This is a genomic window from Agarilytica rhodophyticola (assembly GCF_002157225.2).
GTDB lineage: Bacteria > Pseudomonadota > Gammaproteobacteria > Pseudomonadales > Cellvibrionaceae > Agarilytica > Agarilytica rhodophyticola.
Map to the genome: position 1 here is coordinate 137,399 of NZ_CP020038.1, position 19,761 is coordinate 157,159.

General features: G+C 40.8%; 24 protein-coding genes. 20 read left to right on the forward strand and 4 right to left on the reverse strand.

Annotated features, from left to right (window positions below; genetic code table 11):
* Positions 1 to 5 precede the first annotated feature (5 nt).
* The 7 genes from BVC89_RS00585 (at position 6) to BVC89_RS00615 (ending at position 4,303) form a co-directional block, all read left to right on the forward strand.
* Complete coding sequence (locus BVC89_RS00585) at positions 6 to 626, forward strand: nucleotidyltransferase family protein (RefSeq protein WP_086929364.1); 621 nt, start codon at positions 6 to 8, stop codon at positions 624 to 626.
* A gap of 312 nt (positions 627 to 938) precedes the next feature.
* On the forward strand, positions 939 to 1,214 hold the full coding sequence (locus BVC89_RS00590) for a hypothetical protein (RefSeq protein ID WP_086929365.1): 276 nt from the start codon (positions 939 to 941) through the stop codon (positions 1,212 to 1,214).
* A gap of 127 nt (positions 1,215 to 1,341) precedes the next feature.
* A complete protein-coding gene (locus tag BVC89_RS00595) occupies positions 1,342 to 1,524 on the forward strand; it encodes a hypothetical protein (RefSeq protein ID WP_086929366.1) in 183 nt (60 codons plus the stop codon).
* Between the two features lie 114 nt (positions 1,525 to 1,638).
* Entirely contained in the window at positions 1,639 to 2,721 is a 1,083-nt protein-coding gene (locus BVC89_RS00600; RefSeq protein ID WP_086929367.1) for a DUF4241 domain-containing protein, read from the forward strand.
* Between the two features lie 98 nt (positions 2,722 to 2,819).
* On the forward strand, positions 2,820 to 3,362 hold the full coding sequence (locus BVC89_RS00605) for a GNAT family N-acetyltransferase (protein ID WP_086929368.1): 543 nt from the start codon (positions 2,820 to 2,822) through the stop codon (positions 3,360 to 3,362).
* Between the two features lie 69 nt (positions 3,363 to 3,431).
* A complete protein-coding gene (locus BVC89_RS00610) occupies positions 3,432 to 3,857 on the forward strand; it encodes a Dabb family protein (protein ID WP_086929369.1) in 426 nt (141 codons plus the stop codon).
* Positions 3,858 to 3,895: 38 nt separating this feature from the next.
* Positions 3,896 to 4,303 carry a hypothetical protein gene (locus tag BVC89_RS00615; protein WP_158657727.1) on the forward strand — a complete coding sequence of 136 codons (408 nt, stop codon included), beginning with the start codon at positions 3,896 to 3,898 and terminating at the stop codon, positions 4,301 to 4,303.
* 49 nt (positions 4,304 to 4,352) lie between these two features.
* Here the strand turns inward: BVC89_RS00615 and BVC89_RS00620 are convergent, their stop codons facing one another.
* Positions 4,353 to 5,114: an SDR family NAD(P)-dependent oxidoreductase gene (locus tag BVC89_RS00620; RefSeq protein WP_086929371.1), complete on the reverse strand. Its 762-nt coding sequence runs from the start codon at positions 5,112 to 5,114 to the stop codon at positions 4,353 to 4,355.
* Positions 5,115 to 5,231: 117 nt separating this feature from the next.
* Here BVC89_RS00620 and BVC89_RS00625 point away from each other — a divergent pair, with 117 nt between their 5' ends.
* The 6 genes from BVC89_RS00625 to BVC89_RS00650 all read left to right on the forward strand — a co-directional run bounded on the left by BVC89_RS00625 (position 5,232) and on the right by BVC89_RS00650 (position 11,260).
* Entirely contained in the window at positions 5,232 to 6,095 is an 864-nt protein-coding gene (locus BVC89_RS00625; protein WP_216825066.1) for a LysR family transcriptional regulator, read from the forward strand.
* Positions 6,096 to 6,161: 66 nt separating this feature from the next.
* Positions 6,162 to 6,548 carry a VOC family protein gene (locus tag BVC89_RS00630; RefSeq protein WP_086929373.1) on the forward strand — a complete coding sequence of 129 codons (387 nt, stop codon included), beginning with the start codon at positions 6,162 to 6,164 and terminating at the stop codon, positions 6,546 to 6,548.
* A 106-nt stretch (positions 6,549 to 6,654) separates the two neighbouring features.
* Entirely contained in the window at positions 6,655 to 6,987 is a 333-nt protein-coding gene (locus BVC89_RS00635) for a hypothetical protein (RefSeq protein WP_216825067.1), read from the forward strand.
* Positions 6,988 to 7,249: 262 nt separating this feature from the next.
* Entirely contained in the window at positions 7,250 to 7,741 is a 492-nt protein-coding gene (locus BVC89_RS00640; RefSeq protein ID WP_342752236.1) for a demethoxyubiquinone hydroxylase family protein, read from the forward strand.
* Positions 7,742 to 8,317: 576 nt separating this feature from the next.
* On the forward strand, positions 8,318 to 9,037 hold the full coding sequence (locus BVC89_RS00645) for a PAS domain-containing transcriptional regulator (RefSeq protein ID WP_086929376.1): 720 nt from the start codon (positions 8,318 to 8,320) through the stop codon (positions 9,035 to 9,037).
* Between the two features lie 759 nt (positions 9,038 to 9,796).
* Positions 9,797 to 11,260 (forward strand): serine/threonine protein kinase, encoded by a 1,464-nt coding sequence (locus BVC89_RS00650; protein WP_086929377.1) that lies wholly within the window; start codon positions 9,797 to 9,799, stop codon positions 11,258 to 11,260.
* A gap of 35 nt (positions 11,261 to 11,295) precedes the next feature.
* Here BVC89_RS00650 and BVC89_RS00655 read toward each other — a convergent pair whose 3' ends face one another.
* Genes BVC89_RS00655 through BVC89_RS00665 form a run of 3 tightly spaced genes read right to left on the reverse strand, consistent with a single transcriptional unit; the run spans position 11,296 to position 13,386 of the window.
* Complete coding sequence (locus BVC89_RS00655; RefSeq protein WP_086929378.1) at positions 11,296 to 11,577, reverse strand: hypothetical protein; 282 nt, start codon at positions 11,575 to 11,577, stop codon at positions 11,296 to 11,298.
* Positions 11,555 to 11,779, reverse strand: a complete 225-nt coding sequence (locus tag BVC89_RS00660; protein ID WP_086929379.1) for a hypothetical protein — start codon at positions 11,777 to 11,779, stop codon at positions 11,555 to 11,557. The genes BVC89_RS00655 and BVC89_RS00660 overlap by 23 nt, the downstream gene beginning before the upstream one ends.
* Before the next feature lie 11 nt (positions 11,780 to 11,790).
* Positions 11,791 to 13,386: a carboxypeptidase-like regulatory domain-containing protein gene (locus BVC89_RS00665; RefSeq protein ID WP_086929380.1), complete on the reverse strand. Its 1,596-nt coding sequence runs from the start codon at positions 13,384 to 13,386 to the stop codon at positions 11,791 to 11,793.
* A gap of 985 nt (positions 13,387 to 14,371) precedes the next feature.
* Between BVC89_RS00665 and BVC89_RS00670 the strand changes: the two genes are divergently transcribed.
* From BVC89_RS00670 to atpG, 7 genes are all read left to right on the forward strand, one after another.
* Complete coding sequence (locus BVC89_RS00670) at positions 14,372 to 14,752, forward strand: ATP synthase subunit I (RefSeq protein WP_245929271.1); 381 nt, start codon at positions 14,372 to 14,374, stop codon at positions 14,750 to 14,752.
* A 24-nt stretch (positions 14,753 to 14,776) separates the two neighbouring features.
* Positions 14,777 to 15,709, forward strand: a complete 933-nt coding sequence (atpB, locus tag BVC89_RS00675) for a F0F1 ATP synthase subunit A (RefSeq protein WP_086929381.1) — start codon at positions 14,777 to 14,779, stop codon at positions 15,707 to 15,709.
* Positions 15,710 to 15,768: 59 nt separating this feature from the next.
* Positions 15,769 to 16,008, forward strand: coding sequence for a F0F1 ATP synthase subunit C (gene atpE, locus BVC89_RS00680; RefSeq protein ID WP_086929382.1), 240 nt, complete (start codon positions 15,769 to 15,771; stop codon positions 16,006 to 16,008).
* 42 nt (positions 16,009 to 16,050) lie between these two features.
* Positions 16,051 to 16,521, forward strand: a complete 471-nt coding sequence (locus BVC89_RS00685) for a F0F1 ATP synthase subunit B (protein ID WP_086929383.1) — start codon at positions 16,051 to 16,053, stop codon at positions 16,519 to 16,521.
* Positions 16,522 to 16,532: 11 nt separating this feature from the next.
* Positions 16,533 to 17,069: a F0F1 ATP synthase subunit delta gene (locus BVC89_RS00690; RefSeq protein ID WP_086929384.1), complete on the forward strand. Its 537-nt coding sequence runs from the start codon at positions 16,533 to 16,535 to the stop codon at positions 17,067 to 17,069.
* 147 nt (positions 17,070 to 17,216) lie between these two features.
* On the forward strand, positions 17,217 to 18,761 hold the full coding sequence (atpA, locus tag BVC89_RS00695; protein WP_086929385.1) for a F0F1 ATP synthase subunit alpha: 1,545 nt from the start codon (positions 17,217 to 17,219) through the stop codon (positions 18,759 to 18,761).
* 62 nt (positions 18,762 to 18,823) lie between these two features.
* Positions 18,824 to 19,687, forward strand: a complete 864-nt coding sequence (gene atpG / locus BVC89_RS00700) for a F0F1 ATP synthase subunit gamma (RefSeq protein ID WP_086929386.1) — start codon at positions 18,824 to 18,826, stop codon at positions 19,685 to 19,687.
* The last annotated feature ends 74 nt before the right edge of the window (positions 19,688 to 19,761 follow it).

Consider the following 19,761-nt stretch of genomic DNA (forward strand, 5'->3'; position numbering starts at 1 on the left):
ATGCTATGAAAAATGTCAGTGCCATTATTCTTGCTGCAGGCTTATCCCAACGAATGGGAGCGATAAATAAACTACTTATTCCTGTTCAGGGTAAACCTATGATACGCCATGTGGTAAGCAATTATAGCGGTGCAGGCATCGAACACATTACCGTTGTGGTTGGTCACCAGCACGCGCAAGTGCGCGAAGCATTGGCTGGTTTAGACCTTGATATTGTTTTTAATTCCAACTTCCAACAAGGCCAGCTCAGTTCTCTTCGCTGCGGTCTACAAGCTATTGCCAAGCATAATCTTTATATTGTGGTTGGGCTGGGCGATCAGCCCTTACTCACACCTGATGATCTCACCTACCTACATACCAAGTTTATCCAAACAGTGGTTGATGAAAATAAAGAAAAGACAATACTCGTTCCCTACCACCAAGGGCAAAGAGGCAATCCTATTTTTCTCACCACAGAACAAGCCATGAACGTTGATAGCGAAGGAGTGCACCTGGGCTGTCGCAAACTTATCGAAAAAAATCCCGATAAAGTTATCAAGCTAGAAGTCAATCATAAGCGCTATCATAGCGATATCGATACCATGGTTGATGCTACTCAAATCCTAGGTCAGTTCGACGTGCAATAACTGCCACCTTAATACCAGAATTCAACCTACAACTTACCTAGCAATTTGCATATGCAGGATTCAATAGGATTAAGATAAGAAGATGGTTCCATGTTGTTACAACTCCTTGTATTATTGCAGCGCGGAAAGTTAAATTATTACTACTTGGAGAAATAGTAAAGGGAAAGTTTCCGTCTAAGTACCCCTTCCAGGAGACCTTCCCTGTTTGCCCCTACTTGTCTCTCAAATTTATGTGGTTTGTGACTGTTCGCGACAAAATAAGTAACGACCTATATGCATATTAGGTTTCACTATTGTAGATAGAGGTAAATAATGAATTTAAGAAGTATTTTATTGTTGTTGATTTTTTTCCCTTTCAGTTTCGCAAATGCTGTAACAGAATGTGACAAAAAGATTCGAAACTATTTTATCGGTACATCGCAGTTGAACGAATCTGTTGCCCACTTATGGGTAAACTACGAAGAAGGTGGATCTGCGGCCGTGAGAACTGAAAGCGCAGCATTCGATTCAATGTTATCCACTGTTATTACAAGTATTGTTGCTGATAAAAAAGTAAGAGTTCGTTATCTTGCTGACAACGCTGACTGACAACAACACCACACGGATTGGGTTGGTCTTTGGATGTTTAAGTAAAATAAAATGTAACAAAATTAGGTATTAGTAGCCCGCATGGAAATAATTGCTCATCCATATAGATAAAAATAGAGGATATTAAATGAATAGATTAGTTAGGGTGGCGCTAACCATTGGATGTTTTTTTACTGCAATAGCCTGCTACGTTTTCGGTGTTCCCGTGGGGGGTATCGCATTTATTATTCTTGGAGTGATTTTTGAGGGGCTATTCTGGGTAGGTGTGTTTGGTAAAAAGAAAAAATTTCCTAGCTCAGAATCGAGATAGGATTAATACGTATATCTGTACAAAGTACCCAAAAGGCTTTACTTATTTAAGTATGTATTTTTACAGAATGTCTATAACATAGAAAATCAATCAGCTTCGTATATTAAAGATATTATGAGTACCTCCAAGAACAAGAGAGATTATAGTGCTGCTTTAAGCTCCCCTGAAGAGCGAGTTAATGTCTTTATTTTGCACTGGCATGATCAATGGTCTACTGCGCAAAAGAAAATGGGGGACAATGTTGATTTTGAATATTGGGGAAAACTTGTATCAGAGTTGGAAGTAGCGCATTTTATAAGTGGTAGCCGTTCGGATTCAAGAAATTCATTTGGGTCAAAAGCAGATCATGATCTCCAATGGGAAAAAATCACCGAATGCGATGTTCAAGGAGACTTAGCTCAAGTTTATACTGAAATGTATGACGAAGAATTGAATTCATTAAGTTACCATGCTTACGATCTGAAAAGAGATGAAAGTAGTGGCTGGTTAATATCAAGCATATTTACCTTGTTTTATCCTCCTAAAGAACCTGTTATAGACCGTAATAAGCATACTGATACATTAGCACTTAGCATGCAAAGTGCCCCTTTTATTGATCGACAAGAAAACTTAAATCTCAATGAAAATATTCTTTTTCAAAAAGATAGGCATATCAAACTTGCTAACCTAGAAGGTATTGCAAAATTGGAGGAAGTAGGAAGGTTTCGAGTTAGCTCAGGTATCTTGGGAATTTTAGATTTCGGATATGACATTTACGATTTTGAGCCTCTACATAAAAAAGTAAGTCCTGGTGAATACCCAGTAGAAACAGTCACAATTCATAACCGGGTTGCTGGAATTAGAGTAAAATTTTGTAAGGATGAAGTACCAGTAAAATGGTATGCAGCAAATACACCAAGTGGTAATGGTGTTTATGGGGTCGATGCAGGAAATCTTGCGATTTTTGATGTTGCTAACCTTCTGGATTGTAGCCGAATTGAAAAAGAAAGATTGTTTGGCGAATGGTGTCTTTCTGGTCAGCCGAAAGTGGTGTCCATGTCAGATCAGCACGATTGTGTAATTACAAGTAGTGGTTTTGGTGATGGTGCATATCCCGCTTTTTGGGGGGTGAATGAACAAGAACAAATCGTTTCCTTATACATCGACTTTTTGATCCTCGTTCAAGAAGATGAGGAAGGAACTTATATTTCAGTGTAAAATTGTGTGGCATTAATTACTTAACAAATGAGTTAGGGCACTCGCAAGCTGGCGCTTAATTATTATTTTCATATATTAAATTTCAGGTGTTCATCTAAATGAAAATTCCTTCTCTAGAAACGGAGCGTTTGTTGCTTCTCGCCCCAAGCCAAGACGCATTTTCCACCTATTTGAAATTTTATTCGAGTCAGCAAGCTTCTCACTTCTATGGCGGCCCACTTTCAGATGAGCAAATTTGGGCTAGGCTCAAAGCAGACCTAGGCTCCTGGTATTTGCTGGGATTTGGTGTGTGGGTGCTCAAAGAAAAAGAGACAAATAGTTTTGTTGGTACATGTGGATTTTGGAAAGGTAAGGGCTGGCCAACAGAACTAACGTGGTGGCTACTTCCCTGTGCACGTAGCAAAGGCTATGCTATTGAAGCATCCAAAGCTGCAATTGAATATGCCTACTCTGAGTTTAATTGGCATTACGTAGAAACGTATATGAATGATGAAAACCTACCCGCACGTAATCTTGTTACAAAGCTTGGTGGCGTAAAGAGTAATCGATGTAAATTCCCCGATGGCTTAGAGCGTGATATTTTTAGACTTCCGCGAAAAAATAGTGGAATCAAACCAATCGGACAAGAGATTGACAGTTAGCAGCGTTTTGTTTATTTTCGGACTTTGTTCGTTATTTTAACAGCTGATTAAAAATGGGGATTTAATTCTATGTTTGGAAAAAAAAATAATTTTTGGAGCAGTTTATTTTTGTGTGCAACACTGAGTTTGTCACTCAATGCTATAGCTGAAGAAAAGCCAAGTAAGCAGACGGTTATTGGATCTGGTGGGTTTTTACATAGTGTATATTTTTGGTTGAAAAAACCTAACAGTGAGCAAGATCGAAAGGCTTTCGAGAAGCATTTAACAACGTTTATCGATAATTCTAAATATGTTAAAAGCAAATTTATTGGCACTGCTGCGCCCAGTGAACGAGAAGTGGTTGATAGTTCATACACTTATGCATTGGTATTGACGTTTTCCAGCAAAGAAGATCAAGATAAATATCAGAAAGAGCCTGTCCACCTAAAATTTGTGAAAGATGCTCAGCATTTATGGAAAAAAGTTATTGTCTACGATGCGTACAATTCGCTGTAAGCTGTTATCTACACTAAAGTTATTACATTTAAAGGAAGATGATGAAGGCATTACTTTTTATATTAACGGTTACTTCACTGTATGGGTGCACGGCTACTCAGCAGAAAATGGATGGCTGTGAAATTCCGGAATTAAGTGGAAAGAGTTGTGTGAAACCGAATTATGCAAATATATCTCAACATCCTCTCGGAATATCAGCAAGCAATCCGATTAAAGCGGATGGTCCCCAGGGGCAAAGAGATTATTTAAAGCGATTGATCTGCCCTGACGGCCGTGCAGTCAAAAGTTTTTCGCGAGTGGGGAGTGTAGGTATTAGCCCATATGGATTCATGATGGACTTATATGATGTTAAATGTAAAAACAAAACTTATTCAGTCTACATAGATATGTACCATCCAGACTACATAGAAAATATACCAGTAGATGGTTTTACAATTAAACACTAACTATATGTAACAAGTTAAGTTGACTGGGCGCCGTAAGAGGCGCCACTGTTTATAACCTTACCCCTCCAATCGTATAACCGCCATCTATCGTTATATTCTGACCGCTAACGTAAACTGCGTCATCGGATAGTAACCATGCAACAGTTCCAGATACGTCTTCAGGTGTTCCATTGCGCTTTAAGGCGGCTTGATTCGCCAACTTTATTGATAAGTCTGGATCGAGAACTTCATCGGCCATTGGCGTTAAAATTATACCTGGGCTAATTGCGTTGACCCTTATGTTATGCTGACCTTGCTCCACAGCAAGAGTTGTCATCAAGCTCAATAGTGCCCCTTTGGTTGCTGCATAAGCGCCTGCTCCAGGCATAACTGCAGATGCCGTCCACGAAGCGTTTATCACAATGGCACCGGAGTCCATTACTGATAAAGATTGTTGTATTGTTGCCAGTGTTCCTTTTACGTTGGTGTTGACTACACTATCTACTTGGTTTTGTGTGACGTCTGATACGGGGCATAAATCCCCTAATACGCCGGCATTTGCAAATACGCCATGCAGTTTGCCAAATGACTTTTTGATGCGCTGCATTGACTTAGCCAGCGACGCTATATCTGTTATGTCGCAAGGCAAAATCATACAGCTCCCCCCAAGTGATTCAATCCGTGATGCAAGCTGTTGTAAGGGTTCTTCTCTTCGTCCTAATAGCGCTAATTGAGCACCCTCTCTCGCTAGCCTTAGTGCTGTAGCCTTGCCCATACCCGTACCAGCACCGGTGATAAGAATACTCTTATTACAAAATCGTGAATTGATCATAATACCTTCAATAATAAGTTACTGAACAAGTATGATAATTAACTTCTTTGAGTTTATAATTAGTGAATTTCTTTAATTACTTTAAAGTATTACTATCAAATGGATCTTTTTCAGTCAATGAAAGCCTTTGTCACGACTGTAGAAGCCGGTTCTATGAGTTCGGCGGCAGCGCAGCTGAAATTAACTCCGGCTATGGTTGGTCAGCATATTGCTGCTTTAGAAGCTAGGCTTGGTACCCGCATACTTAACAGGACAACGCGTCGGCAGAGTTTAACGGACTTCGGCAAAAACTATTTTGAGCAATGTAAGGACATACTCGAACGAGTGGCTATTACTGAAATGGAGGCGGAAGCGCAATCGAGTGAAGCGCAAGGTGTATTGAACATTACGGCACCGGTCACCTTTGCGACAACAATGTTGATGCCAGCATTAAAGCGATATCGGCAGTTATCACCTTTAGTCAAACTGCAGCTTATGTTGACTGATCAGAATCTGGATATCGTTGAAGAAGGTATCGATATTGCGTTTCGAATTGGGCCTATCCCAGATAGTCGTATCATTCAACGAATCCTAATGCCTTATAAAATGGTGGTCTGTGCTGCGCCCGAATATTTAGCCAAACATGGCACACCTATTCACCCTACAAATCTTAAAGAACATGAGGTGATAAGCTTTACCAAAACTGCTGATACACCACTAAAATTTTATAACGATGAAAATATAGTAGAGCATAAAGCTCAAAGTATGATTACCGTGAACAATGGTTATGCTTTGCTTAGTGCCGCTAAATCTGGGTTAGGTATCATTATTCAGCCCGAAATACTTCTTAAAAAAGATCTTGAATCTGGTACTTTGCTTAGAGTGTTATCTGATTGGCATTTGGGTGAACGACAATTATCTATGATATATTATCGGTATAAAAATATGACGCCTAAAGTCAGAAGTTTTATAAACTTTGTGATAAAAGAATTTCGTCAATGAGAGATGTAATATTCTAATAAGTAAAGCTTTGTTTATAGTACGTTATACCTCTAGGAGATACAGAAAGTGATTTCACATTTAACACTTGGAACGAACAACCTCGATTTAGCTATACAATACTATGACAGAGTTCTAGCTCTGCTTAGTGCTAAACAGATTGCTAAAACCGATAGCGTTGTATTTTACGAATTCCCAGAATCAAGCACCAAACTTGCGATAACTAAACCTCACAATAATGATGTAGCTACTTTTGGCAATGGCACCATGCTCGCATTAAAAGTAGATAGCGATCGCCTTGTCAAAGATATATATGAGCTTGCGCTTAGCCTAAATTCAAAATGCGAAGGCGAACCTGGTCCTAGAAATAACGGCGCCTACTTTGCCGCATATTTCCGTGATTTAGACGGTAACAAAATAGCAGTTTTTCATAGAGGCAAAGGTGCAAATACATGATAAAGTGCTGAGTGCGTGATCTTTAAAAGAAAAACCCTGTGTCCTTTTATAATTATGATGTAGTATTTTATCCATTAGCTTTATAAAACCCAAGCGTGAGAAATTAATGATCGAAAATATATTTAAAATTTCACATGATGTCAGGTATGTCGCTATCTATCAAAATGGAAAATTAGAAAAAAAATCAAAGGAAAATACAGACGGTGCGAGCAGCTCTGAATCGGATAAGTACGAAGAGTTAATTGTTAATCCAGTAATGCTTACAGCAGCTTCACAAAGAGGTAATCTTGATTGTGGTGGTTTAGATTATCTGTTAATCAAATATGGCAATTTCTTCCAATATGTCTTTCAGATTCCTTCAGGGCACGTTTCCGTATGCATCGATAAAGACTCTGACCCTATTGCTATAGGAAAAAAAGTTAGAGACTTGTTTAAGTAATTAAGAGTAAACAGCTAGGCTAGGCTCGTTGCCAAGATGGCTTATAGCTGAGTCAAAACAAGAAACTGAAGTTATAGCGGAAAATGAAATTTAAGTAGAGCAGTCTGTATTCGGTTTATAGATTATTAACGTAACTATCCCAGTTTGTTACATGGTCGAAGGTACTACCGAAGCAGGTTAAATTTGTGCCGCTAAAAATACGTATGACATAGAACAATCCCAAAGGAACTAAAAAATCGAATATAAGAGAGAAATTGAAAGGATTATTCGTGTAGATCATGCTGGAGAGTTAGGTGCTATTAATATTTATAAAGCTCAATTATTTGTCGCTAAGTTTTTTTATAAAGATATCGTTCTAGAATTAGAAGAAATGCTATCTCATGAAAATCAGCATTTCGAAATTTTTGATAGCTTACTTAAAAAACGTGCTACGCGATCTTGCTATGCCTTGTGGTTTTGGGTATCTAGTGGTTGTATACTTGGTTTTTTTACCGCGATACTAGGGCGTAATGCTATATGGGTTTGCACTAATGCCATTGAATCTACAGTGTTGCACCATTTAGAATGGCAACTAAAATTTTTGAAAGAACACGATGAAGAAACATATAATGCGGTACTTAGTATCAGAGCTGATGAAGAACGCCACCAAAGTATAGGTGAGAGTCTTGGTAAAAATTCTTTAATCTACAAGCCAATCTTTGGCTTAGTTAAGAGCTCAACTAAAATTGCCATATGGCTGTCAACAAAACTATAAGTATGTACTATTTATTAAGTTTGTAAGTCTTCTATATTAGAATGTCATAAGGGGCACTCTGCGCAAAATTTTTTAATGTGCCAAATAACAAGGAGGAGTGCTTATATGCCTCTCGTTGAATAGCTGGAGAATTGGCAGGCGGTATATTCAGAATGTTGTGGCATTTTGTTGTGGAAGTTTTTTTCCAATATGCTGTAAAGCTTCCAGGATATCTAATTCTGAAAAAAGTATTTAAATCCGATGCTCAAATCGATAGTTGGAGAGCTGGTTTTACGGGCCTTATTTTTTGGTTGGCAATAGTTTATATAGCATACTTTATTTAATGATATTTTTAATTATATGCAGAGTAAGATGACACTCTATGTCGAGTGTGTTCGTGCTCCTACTACTGTCTGATTAGTTGTGAAAAACATAGGCAGTTTGTAGAAAAGGTTGCAAATTTTTGATGCTAAACGGATACTGTGTGGCGACTTCCCTCACTGGGTTAAACTGAATATGACTATTGTGAATCTACAATAGTCATATAATTTTCATCCATTAAAAATAAATGTTTAAAAGTGAGTAAGAGAGGCCTCGTTGGAAACTCTTCAATATAAACTACAACAATTTGATCCGGGCATTGTTTGGCTTGATCAGGAAAATAAAGTTACTGCTATGAATGCAGTGGCTATCGATATCCTTGGTAGTTTAAAAGAGCAGCCTCTAGGTAAAAATATCATCAATTTTCATCCTTTCAAAAGCCAAGAAAAGGTTCAAATGCTTTTGAAAGAGTCACAGTGCCCAATGGATTCACCGCCTCCTGTATCGATGATGATCAATGCTATCGATCGGCTTTTGATGATTAAAGTTAGTAAAATGTACGGTGAGAAAGTGGCGATAGGCACGTGTATGGTTTTTTATGATCTCACTGATGTGGCTTCGGGAATTCCCGAAACATCGAAGGCTGCTAGCGAGCCTTTACTTATTAAAAAGCTGCCAGTTTATAAAAATAACAGTATTCTTTTAGTGGATTTAGAAGATGTGATTTATATTAAAGCGGAAGGACATTACTGTTCCCTGCATACAGATAGTGGTGAGTACTTGTGTAATTTGTCATTATCGGATTTGGGCAATACGTTATTTATTAATAGCTTTAAGCGTGTCCATCGTAGCTTTATTGTTGACCTTGATAAAGTATGTGAAATTGTTAAAAAAGACAAAGGCTTATCATTAAATATGAGTACTGAAAAAGAGATATCTATTCCTGTGGGGGGGAGCTATCATTTTTTGATTAAGCAACATTTTAATTTAGGCTAAAGTGTTACGTAAGCAAATAGAGCTTGTAAACATGCTCGATAGAGATTTAACAATTCAGCGCGCAATAAGATCAAGCCAGCCTTCTTCTACTTTATCTTCGCGATTAGGACAAGTGCCTCAGTGCAGAGTAATCAATAAGATGTTCTCTGTGCTTCTGTGGTAATCACTGCCAATACAGTGATGCTAGCCAACAATCATCATGTAAATGGTAATTTCATAACTAAACTCCTTATTAGGGTAAAGAGTTAAATAGTTCGATTGGTTTTCTGTTCTGACTAGAATCGAGTCTCGTGCGTTACCCCAGGCTCTGATATAGGATATGGTCACTACTTAAGGTAAGCTGAATATAGCGACATAGTGTGTGTCCTGCAGGTAGTTTCATTCTGCGTATTCCTGCCGAGTTTACTTCAATTGCCGGATAGTTAGCCGAAATGGTGTTTTCCGATACCTGCAAGTAACACTTGTACTGCTCGGACATTTGTTGAATATGGCATAAAAGTTAGCTGGTGAGTCCTGAACTAGTGCTGAAATGACTTCTTGTATGGCAATAGCTAGTTTAAATAAGTGACAGTATGAGACTTAGTCGGGGTTGTTAAGATTTGGAGGTAATTTTTGTAGTGATAATTGCCCCAAAGGGATATAGATGACTGATAATACTGATTGGCCCAGGATTTACCGTAAACAGAACCAAAGCCATACTATTTGTTATATTATCTTTAAATCTATACGTCCAGAATCGCTTTATTGCAGTATCTGCCAATGACTGAATCTATATTAATTCCAGGCTACACCATACATAACCTATTAGGTAAGGGGGGCATGGCGACAGTGTATCTCGCCATTCAGGAATCCCTAAACCGGCGGGTTGCAATAAAAGTGCTTTCAGACTTCAGTGATCCCAGCGCTAAAGATCGGTTTTTCTCTGAGGCCCACACTATTGCCGCTTTAAGCCACCCTAGAATTGTTACCATCTATGATGTTTCACACTTGGAAGATGGCCGCCCATTTATATCGATGGAGTACTTAGTTGGCGGTGACTTAAATCAGCTAAAAATAGAGAAAGTTGACGAGCGCTACGCTTTAAATTTGATAAGGCAAGTTGCTGAAGGCTTAAGTATTGTCCACCAAAATGACATTATTCATCGAGATATAAAGCCGGCGAATATTCTTTTTCGTGAAGATGGCTCTGTAGCGTTGTCAGATTTTGGTATCGCAAAAAACTTATCTATCGATACCGACCTCACGCAAGCAGGTAGCTCCGTGGGAAGCCCATCTTATAGTAGCCCCGAGCAAATATGTGGCAGACATTTGGATCAGCGATCCGACATTTACAGTTTAGGCGTTGTTCTTTTAGAGTTGTTCGTAGGTGAAAACCCGTTTAAAGGAAATAATTTTGCTGCGACTGCAATAAACCACACAGAGAAACCAATTGTTGAAAACGCACCTGTTGAGAAGAAATACCAAGCTCTTCTTAAAAAAATGTTGGCCAAACAAGCAGATCAACGTTTCAGCACAGTCGATGAGTTAATAGCCGCTATTGATGCTCTTTTAAATGAAAGTCCGGGTGATAATGATGCAACTATGATTCGGTCTGCTTTTTTCCCAAGTGTCGATATCGAGGGCATTGTACTGAGAATAAAGCAATATAAAAAAGCGTTTATATTTGGTTTCGGTGGGGCGGTATTGTTGTTATTGGTTTACTTAGTCACTTATGAAAGTGAGACCGAACGGGAAATAAAGTTATTGCTGGATAAGGCTGAGCAAAGTTTGTCTGAAGATCGTTTGATACAGCCAGAATTCGACAATGCTCGCTATTATTTCAACCAAATCCTCACGTTGGAGGCTGACAGTGAGGAAGCGCTAGAAGGCCTGAATGATGTGGATGAGCGTTTGGTAAAACGTTATATCCAACTGGCTGCAGAGCGCTTTGAAAAAACTCAATTAAATCGGCCTAAGGGCGACAACGCTATTTATTACTACAAGTTAGTGCTAGCAATAGAGCCAGAAAATGGAGTAGCGCTCAAGGGGCTTGATAGTGTGGTTGAGAAATATACTGAGTTGGCAACTCAGGCTTTTAATAGAAAAGAATATAGACAAGGCCTGAGGCATGTAACGATTGGACTTGAGTTGTCGCCTGAGCACCCTGAGCTACTTGAGCTGAGGGATAAATACAAGAATAAGAGAAACCCTATAAAGAGGTTGTTTGATAAGGTATTAAAATAGTCACCGACCTCAACAATCCTTAGTCTCGACTTAATTTAGTTAACGGTCTCTTGCGCTTTCATTGAAATAACTTCCGGGTGCTTTTTCTGAATCGCAGGGCTACTTTGGTCACCAACATAAACGGGAATACCAAACACGCGGGAACTATTTTGACCTGCATGACTTATCTGTGCGTGAAACATAATGTGATACTGCCCTGCTTCATTACTACTTACATCAAGTGAAATCTTAGGTTGTCCAGAGTTTAAATCAAATTTCCATTCGTTAGTTGAAGCATCGGCAGTAATACCCGGTTTAGGTTTGTGTGTGAGTACCAACTCTCCTGTTAGGGGGTGTATTAAATGAGATTTCGACGGTTTTCTGTGAGTATGGATCTAGCGTAATCGATTGAGGCTGGGCCAGTCTAATTGCTGCGCCGGGTTTTTGATAATGCTGGTGGGCGTGTTTAACATCGGCAAAAGTATCAAATCCCGTGAAGACAAATGCGGTAAGTAAGGGTAAAAGGTGTAATTTCTTCATCAGATATTCTCTTAATTTATACTCAGGTCAAAGCACGAAAGACCACCTGGGTTTGAGCCAAAAGTCATATTATTCAAGTCAAACAACTCGATAAGATAGTCGCCAGCGTCGAGCTGTACGTCATCTCGGCTCTCGATATCTACTACTGAGCTGTCCAGCTCTAAAATTTGACTGCCGTTTCTATAAATACGCATATTGGGGTTGGTATTTATCCGCCCTCTCGTCTTTTCTGCTCGGATAGTATAGTCGTCGTTTTGGCTGATATTCAGTCTGACAAGGCGTCTGACACCTATACCATTAAAGACCTGAGGGACTTTATCGCTGCATAAGTTCACTTTGGCGCCGACACTTAGTTCATGATACACCGGTAAACTAATAGATTGGCCACCATTATTGGTTTCTCCAATGCCGAAGGGCCCTGTGCCGAAAATATCGTTGGCTTCCATCAGATCATCGATAGCGCCTGCATCATTGATCGGCAGGCGATTTTTCAACGCATCCGTAAATGAATATATATTCGTTACAGCTGTCCCTCTGCGGTATTCGTCGGAGCGCATTGCTTGATATATCGGTGTAAAGCCCAAGCTAATGTTGTCGCTGCTGTCGCTATCACTATCATATATATCATAGACAATTTGGCTGACAGAATTCTCGCTATACCAGCCAAGATTGGCAATGGTATTATTCTCAAGTGAGTAACGAAAACCCGAAGCTTGAGCTTTGCGCATAGAATCTTGATAAGTTGTAGAGCTAGATGCCATTGCTGCAAAGGCGTTAGACCAGCCTTCACTGAAGGCAACGCGAGAGTCTAATTGATCCCGGCGAGAATGCCTGCCACCTTCACTATCGAGTCGAAATAGTGTGCGCTCTAAATAGTGGCCAAATTCATGTTGAATGACGGAACGGTCGTACTCGTCAGTATCATTATCTTCATGCCCCAAAATAAATATATTAGTGCCATCAAATTTTGAGGTACCGATTCTGCCGCTGGCAGCATTTTGCGAGACCACCGCAATATTGTTGACACTCCAGCGCATCTCCAACGCAGGAAGGGAAACATTGGAATCTGCGGTCTGTACTAACTTTACTGCCTGGTACACGGAGTCGAGGATGGCAAAAGGTGCTGCCGCCCGCTCGTTACCATAACCTGATCCGGTCCAACCCGAGGCAGCGTGGAGGTCTCGATTCGAATTGCTGTTACCGCTATTTCTTAGTTCGCCATCAAGCACATATAAGGCGTTGCCTCGAGTATTATCGGTAACACTGATATTGGCAAATTGGCTATCAAATTGAGCCAGGACACGCACACGTACTTCTGCATTAGCAGGGACTTCGGCCTGATAGTTACCGTCAGCATCGGTACTGCTACCATCTAAAGTATTACCGTCTGAATCAAGTAGCTGAATCCTAGCCGAGGGGACTGGACGTCTTGAGGTGTTATTGTAATCTAAGGCTCCGCCGCTTGTATGAGGAACAAAGTCATAAGTGACTTTGCCTTGGATCGTCACAGTCTGTGAGTTATTACTATTGCTGCTCTCACTTCCACCGCCGCCACAAGCGACGACAAATATTGCTGGTAGAACACAAAGTGCTGCTGCGAACTTCATTAAATGTACTCTTGGATACGAGGTGATGTGTTGGCTAGGAGGAATAACACTAATAGGTTGGTCAAACAAGTGCTAGGTATAAGTTGGCAAAAGTCGGAGATGGAAGGAGATAAATAGAAGCGACAGTATTTGCTCATAAACGAAAACACGTTATAAATAGTTCTGCCTAGGGCCTGTTAACACACACTCATTTATGCCTGTATAGATACAGGTAATTAGAGCAATGCACGAACATAAGGATATGTAAGGCAGGGCGAAGCATAGCTGCAAGGACGTAGCGTATTAGAACAAAGCAGGAGCATTTGTCGAGGTAGCCAGAGCCGAGGAGCAATTGCCGAGAATAACTAAACGGCGTTTGTATTGCCTAGCTACTCGAAAAAATGCTTACCAGCAGGTGTAGCTTAATTAGTCTTAACAGGCTCTAAACTTAAATATCGATGCCAAATTTCCGACTTTGTTAGTTCTAAATGCGCCAATATGACTGTTCGATTCCGTCATTTGCTCTAACATTATCTATGATCCTGCTTGGGCAAAGTAGAATAAAATTTTGCTATCTCAGCTGGAACAATTATTTCGACAGATCACGCAACAAAGCGGGCATAATAGTTGATACTCGAAGGCATACTCCCTATAATCGCCTTCGCCTGACCGACGGCTAAATATCATGCAAGCTGAAAAGGGTGTATAAGGTAAAAAACATTGTTTCTTTTGCAGTAAAACTTACATAGTAAAACTTAAGAGAAACATGTTGAATTAAGCGAAGTATTTGCGTTTTAGCAATAGTGTCTTTTAAAAGCCTTCTCTAATGTAGTTTATTGAGAATTATTAAGCAGGCTCAAACTTTGGTTTAGGTCTTGATCTTATCGGCTGATTTGTAAGCCAGCTATTCTAAATAAGTAAGATAGATGCGCAGTTTATGAAGCTCAATTCATTATAAAGTAGCGCAAAGAACGTTACTAAAATATAGGTTAAGGGTGATCTGATCGTGACATCCCCCGTTTGGTATAGCGCAAAATATCAACTGTCTTTGTTGACTCTAGTGGGTTCTTTACTAGCAATAAATGATGTCGGTATAGCTTATTCTTTTGTTCTGGGGAGTTTAATCTACATTATTCCAAACCTTTACTTTGTCCACTATGCATTTCGCTACAGTGGTGCTGAGTACGCGCCATTAATAGCACGGTCTTTTAGTTCTGGAGAATCGGGAAAACTCGTATTAGCAGCATTGGGTTTCATTTTGGTTTATCGCTTTGTTAAACCAATACATAGCCCTGCTCTATTTGTGGGTTTTAGTTTTATGATCGTATTACAGTGGTTTGTTGCGGCAAAAATCGTAAAGATGCGCAGCCAGCCAAAATCAAATTAAAAGAAATAGGTTTGACGGTACACTATGGCAAGTGAAAGCGGCGAAGCACTAACCACTACCGGATATATACAGCACCATTTGCAAAATATGACATACGGTAAATTGTCTGCAGGTGCAAAACATTGTGATGGATCAGTTGTTGAGAATGATGTATGGACACTTGCTCATTGCTCTGAAGAAGCAGCGCAAATGGGCTTTAATGCTTTTCACTTAGATACACTCGGCTGGAGTGTGGTGTTAGGTTTAATTTTCAGCTTTGTTTTTTATCGCGTTGCTAAAAATGCGACGACAGACAAACCTACCGGCATACAGAGCTTTGTCGAGTTGATTGTTGACTTTGTCAACACTACGTCACAAGAATTATTTCACTACAAAAGCCGCCTAGTCGGCCCATTAGGGCTAACGATTTTCTGTTGGGTGTTCCTGATGAACCTAATGGATCTAGTTCCTGTTGATTGGCTACCTCATGCTGCAGCTGTCGTCAGTGGTGATTCCCATATATTTTTTAAAGTGGTACCAACAACCGATCCCAATGCAACCATTGGTATGTCGTTTACTGTTTTCGGCATGATGATCTTCTTTAGCTGCCGTGAAAAAGGCGTGTGGGGCTTTATTAAAGAGCTTACTTGTCACCCGTTCTTTGCACCTAAGGAAAAGTGGTATCTCAATATTCTTCTCATCCCTATTAACACTGTTCTTGAAACCATAGCGCTAGTAGCGAAGCCTGTATCTCTAGGTCTACGTCTGTTCGGCAATATGTATGCAGGTGAGGTAATCTTTATTCTGATTGCTATTCTGTTTAGTTTAGGCTTGGTGTTTGGCGTGATGGGAGGCATTTTGCAATGGGCATGGGCGGTGTTCCACATCCTCGTGATTACCTTGCAAGCGTTTATTTTTATGGTGTTAACCATCGTATATATGGGAATGGCATTCGATTCTCACGACGAACAACATTAAGAATTTTTCATTTTACATTTTAACTTTATTTATTTTTTTATATTTCAATAGGAGTAAACATGGAACAAGCAATCGTTTATATGGCGGCAGCTATTCTTATCGGTCTGGCAGCTCTTGGTACTGCATTCGGCTTCGGCGCTTTAGGTGGCAAGCTTCTTGAGTCTTCTGCGCGTCAACCAGAGCAAGCACCTGCACTGCAAGGTAAAATGTTTCTTATGGCTGGCCTGTTAGATGCGGTTCCAATGATCGGTGTTGGTATTGGTATGTACTTGATCTTCGCTGTAGCGCCTGGTCTGTAAGAACACCCATCTAAAACACATTTGAATTCGTGAGGTGTTGGTGTGAATCTTAATTTAACACTTATCGGTCAATCTCTGACCTTTTTGGTGTTCGTTTTTTTCTGCATGAAGTTTGTATGGCCTGCTCTTTTAGGAGTAATGGAAGAGAGAGAAAAGCGTATCGCTGATGGTCTTCAAGCTGCTGACAATGCAGACAAAGACCTGAAACTTGCCAAAAAGAAAGCGGCCGAATTATTAAAAGAAGCGAAAGATCAAGCAGCGACTATTGTTGAGCAAGCCAACAAGCGTGCGACGCAAATCGTTGAAGAAGCGAAAGATGCAGCAACAGCAGAAGCAGACCGTGTTAAAGCACAGGCGGAAGCTGAAGTTGAGCGCTCTGTCAGTCAAGCACGCGAAGAATTGCGTGGCAAAGTGGCTGTACTTGCGTTGAGCGGTGCTGAAAAAATTCTTGGTGCTTCTGTCGATGCAAGTGCGCACAACGCAATGCTCGAAAAACTTGCCGCAGATCTTTAAGCGAGGGCTAAATGGCAGAACTAATTACTCTCGCTCGACCTTATGCTAAAGCTGCGTTTGAATATGCGCGAGCAGCTAAAGACCTGCAAGGTTGGCAAACAGCTTTGGCTCAAGCAGCGTCAGTCTCAATGGATGCCAGCGTGAAAGCCATGTTGTCTTCGCCGAATCTGACAAGCACAGATAAAGGCCTTAAGTTTGGCGAAGTTTGCGGTGATGTGCTTAACCAACAACAGGTTAATTTTATTAACGTGTTAGCGGTTAACAATCGACTGGGGTTACTTGCCCAAGTTTATGAATTATTCGCGTTATACAAAGCCAATCAAGAAAAGACAGTCGACGTCGAGATTCAAACGGCGTTTGAGATTTCTTCCGATCTTGAGCAAAAACTTGCGACAACCTTAAAAGCGAAATTAGACCGTGACGTTGAGTTAAAAACCACCATAGACGAAAGTCTTATCGGCGGTGCATTAATTCGTGCGGGCGATACCGTTATCGACGGATCTGCACGCGGTCGTTTGGCTAAGCTTGCCGAAGCAATGAATGCCTAACCAAACTGGCCCAAAGCGCTAGTAGTAGAAGACATTTGTTCACGTGCGTTTGTCTGTTTTTAAAAACAATGCACTTTTATTGTGTCCTGACTGTATAGCAGACACGCATTTGACCAGAACTCGATTTAAAGTTTAAGGAATTACAGTATGCAACAGCTGAATCCTTCTGAAATTAGTGAAGTAATAAAACAGCGTATCGACAATTTGTCGGTGACAACTGAAGCACAAAATGAAGGTACAGTCGTTTCCGTAACTGACGGTATCATTCGTGTGCATGGTCTTGCCGAAGTAATGTACGGTGAGATGATTGAATTTGAAGGCGGTGTTTATGGTATCGCTTTGAACCTTGAGCGCGACTCCGTTGGTGCGGTAGTACTTGGTGATTACCAAGGTGTTGCTGAAGGACAAACCTGTAAATGTACTGGCCGTATCTTGGAAGTTCCTGTTGGCCCAGAACTTCAGGGTCGTGTTGTCGATGCCTTGGGTAACCCTATCGACGGTAAAGGCCCAATCGAAACAAAAATGACTGATGCCCTTGAGAAAATTGCTCCTGGGGTAATCGCTCGTCAATCTGTTGACCAGCCTGTTCAAATTGGTCTTAAAGCAGTGGATACCATGGTACCTATTGGTCGCGGTCAACGTGAGCTTATTATTGGTGACCGTCAAACAGGTAAAACTGCGGTTGCTGTGGATGCCATCATCAACCAAAAAGGTACGGGTATTAAATGTATCTATGTTGCCATCGGTCAGAAAGCATCGTCTGTGGCAGCGGTTGTGCGCAAATTGGAAGAGCACGGCGCAATGGAACACACCATTGTTGTTGCTGCGACAGCTTCTGACCCAGCATCTATGCAGTTCTTGGCGCCTTTCGCCGGTTGTACCATGGGTGAGTACTTCCGTGATCGCGGTGAAGATGCTCTGATCATCTATGATGATTTGACTAAACAAGCATGGGCTTATCGCCAGATTTCATTGTTGTTAAGAAGACCTCCCGGTCGTGAGGCTTACCCTGGTGACGTTTTCTATTTGCATTCACGTTTACTAGAGCGTGCTGCTCGTGTAAATGCCGAATACGTTGAAAAATTCACTGATGGCAAGGTTAAAGGTCAAACCGGTTCCTTAACTGCACTGCCTATCATTGAAACTCAAGCAGGTGACGTATCTGCCTTCGTACCTACTAACGTAATTTCGATTACAGATGGTCAGATCTTCCTTGAGACAGATCTTTTCAACGCGGGTATTCGTCCTGCGATGAACGCGGGTATCTCGGTATCTCGTGTAGGTGGCTCGGCTCAGACTAAGATCATTAAGAAGCTTTCCGGTGGAATTCGTACAGCACTTGCTCAATATCGTGAATTGGCAGCTTTCTCACAGTTTGCTTCTGATCTTGACGATGCCACAAAAGCACAGCTTGAACATGGTGAGCGCGTAACCGAGTTGATGAAGCAGAAGCAGTACACTCCGCAAAGTATTGCCGAAATGGCAGTTGTAGTTTATGCGGCAGATAAAGGCTACTTGAAAGATATCGACGTTGCTAAAATCGGTGACTTCGAAGCTGCGTTGCTTTCATTCATGAACAGTGTAAAAGCTGAATTGATGGAAAGCATCAATAGCACCGGTAATTTCAATGACGATATCGCTAATGGAATTAAATCTGCTCTTGATGAATTTAAGTCTACTCAGACTTGGTAAGTATCAAGGTTTTTCAGCATAAAAATTCCTAGTAAGTAAGGCTGCAAAAGTAGAAAAGAGTTATGGCTAGCGGAAAAGAAATACGTACCAAAATTGGTAGCATTAAAAATACGCAAAAAATTACCAGCGCGATGGAGATGGTTGCCGCTAGTAAAATGCGTAAGGCACAAGACCGAATGGAACTTGGTAAGCCTTATGCCCAGCGTATTCGCGCCGTAGTCGGACATATTGCTGCCGGTAATCCTGAATACAAGCACGTATATTTAACTGATCGTGAAGTAAAACGCGTTGGTTATATTGTGGTATCGACTGACCGCGGTCTGTGTGGTGGTTTAAATATCAATGCGTTTAAATCTGTTATTTCACACAGTAAAGAATGGGCAGACAAAAAAGTCGATGTCGATTTATGCATGATCGGTGCTAAGGGTGCTTCTTTCTTTAACAGCGTAGGTGGCAATATCGTTGCAAGTGTGCGGGATATTGGTGAGACACCTGTACTGACGGATCTTATCGGCAGTGTCAAAGTTATGTTGGATGGTTTTGTTGACGGTAAACTCGATCGCCTTTACTTGGTGAGCAATGAGTTTGTTAATACGATGACGCAAAGTCCTGTTATCCAGCAGTTGTTGCCTTTGAAAGCTGACGATAATGAAAAACTGAAAAAGCATTCATGGGATTACTTGTACGAGCCTGATGCTAATTCCCTACTCGACGGTTTAATGATGCGTTATATCGAGTCTCAAGTGTATCAAGCTGTAGTGGAAAATGGCGCATGTGAGCAGGCAGCCCGGATGATTGCTATGAAAAGTGCCACCGATAATGCAGGTGATTTAATTGGTGACCTGCAATTGGCATATAACAAGGCGCGTCAAGCGGCAATTACTCAAGAGTTGTCAGAAATCGTCGGCGGTGCGGCAGCGGTTTAATAGCCTTTTAGGCTTTACCGCAATTTGGATTTAACAGGATAGATTCAGCATTTTGGCTTTAATACTATCCCGAC

Excerpts from the sequence above, each read along its gene's own strand:
- BVC89_RS00585 (WP_086929364.1), top strand. The coding sequence starts at position 6 with ATGAAAAATGTCAGTGCCATTATTCTTGCTGCAGGCTTATCCCAACGA.
- BVC89_RS00590 (WP_086929365.1), top strand. The coding sequence starts at position 939 with ATGAATTTAAGAAGTATTTTATTGTTGTTGATTTTTTTCCCTTTCAGT.
- BVC89_RS00595 (WP_086929366.1), top strand. The coding sequence starts at position 1,342 with ATGAATAGATTAGTTAGGGTGGCGCTAACCATTGGATGTTTTTTTACT.
- BVC89_RS00600 (WP_086929367.1), top strand. The coding sequence starts at position 1,639 with ATGAGTACCTCCAAGAACAAGAGAGATTATAGTGCTGCTTTAAGCTCC.
- BVC89_RS00605 (WP_086929368.1), top strand. The coding sequence starts at position 2,820 with ATGAAAATTCCTTCTCTAGAAACGGAGCGTTTGTTGCTTCTCGCCCCA.
- BVC89_RS00610 (WP_086929369.1), top strand. The coding sequence starts at position 3,432 with ATGTTTGGAAAAAAAAATAATTTTTGGAGCAGTTTATTTTTGTGTGCA.
- BVC89_RS00615 (WP_158657727.1), top strand. The coding sequence starts at position 3,896 with ATGATGAAGGCATTACTTTTTATATTAACGGTTACTTCACTGTATGGG.
- BVC89_RS00620 (WP_086929371.1), bottom strand. The coding sequence starts at position 5,114 with ATGATCAATTCACGATTTTGTAATAAGAGTATTCTTATCACCGGTGCT.
- BVC89_RS00625 (WP_216825066.1), top strand. The coding sequence starts at position 5,232 with ATGAAAGCCTTTGTCACGACTGTAGAAGCCGGTTCTATGAGTTCGGCG.
- BVC89_RS00635 (WP_216825067.1), top strand. The coding sequence starts at position 6,655 with ATGATCGAAAATATATTTAAAATTTCACATGATGTCAGGTATGTCGCT.
- BVC89_RS00650 (WP_086929377.1), top strand. The coding sequence starts at position 9,797 with ATGACTGAATCTATATTAATTCCAGGCTACACCATACATAACCTATTA.
- BVC89_RS00660 (WP_086929379.1), bottom strand. The coding sequence starts at position 11,779 with ATGAAGAAATTACACCTTTTACCCTTACTTACCGCATTTGTCTTCACG.
- BVC89_RS00665 (WP_086929380.1), bottom strand. The coding sequence starts at position 13,386 with ATGAAGTTCGCAGCAGCACTTTGTGTTCTACCAGCAATATTTGTCGTC.
- atpB (WP_086929381.1), top strand. The coding sequence starts at position 14,777 with ATGGCAAGTGAAAGCGGCGAAGCACTAACCACTACCGGATATATACAG.
- atpE (WP_086929382.1), top strand. The coding sequence starts at position 15,769 with ATGGAACAAGCAATCGTTTATATGGCGGCAGCTATTCTTATCGGTCTG.
- BVC89_RS00690 (WP_086929384.1), top strand. The coding sequence starts at position 16,533 with ATGGCAGAACTAATTACTCTCGCTCGACCTTATGCTAAAGCTGCGTTT.
- atpA (WP_086929385.1), top strand. The coding sequence starts at position 17,217 with ATGCAACAGCTGAATCCTTCTGAAATTAGTGAAGTAATAAAACAGCGT.
- atpG (WP_086929386.1), top strand. The coding sequence starts at position 18,824 with ATGGCTAGCGGAAAAGAAATACGTACCAAAATTGGTAGCATTAAAAAT.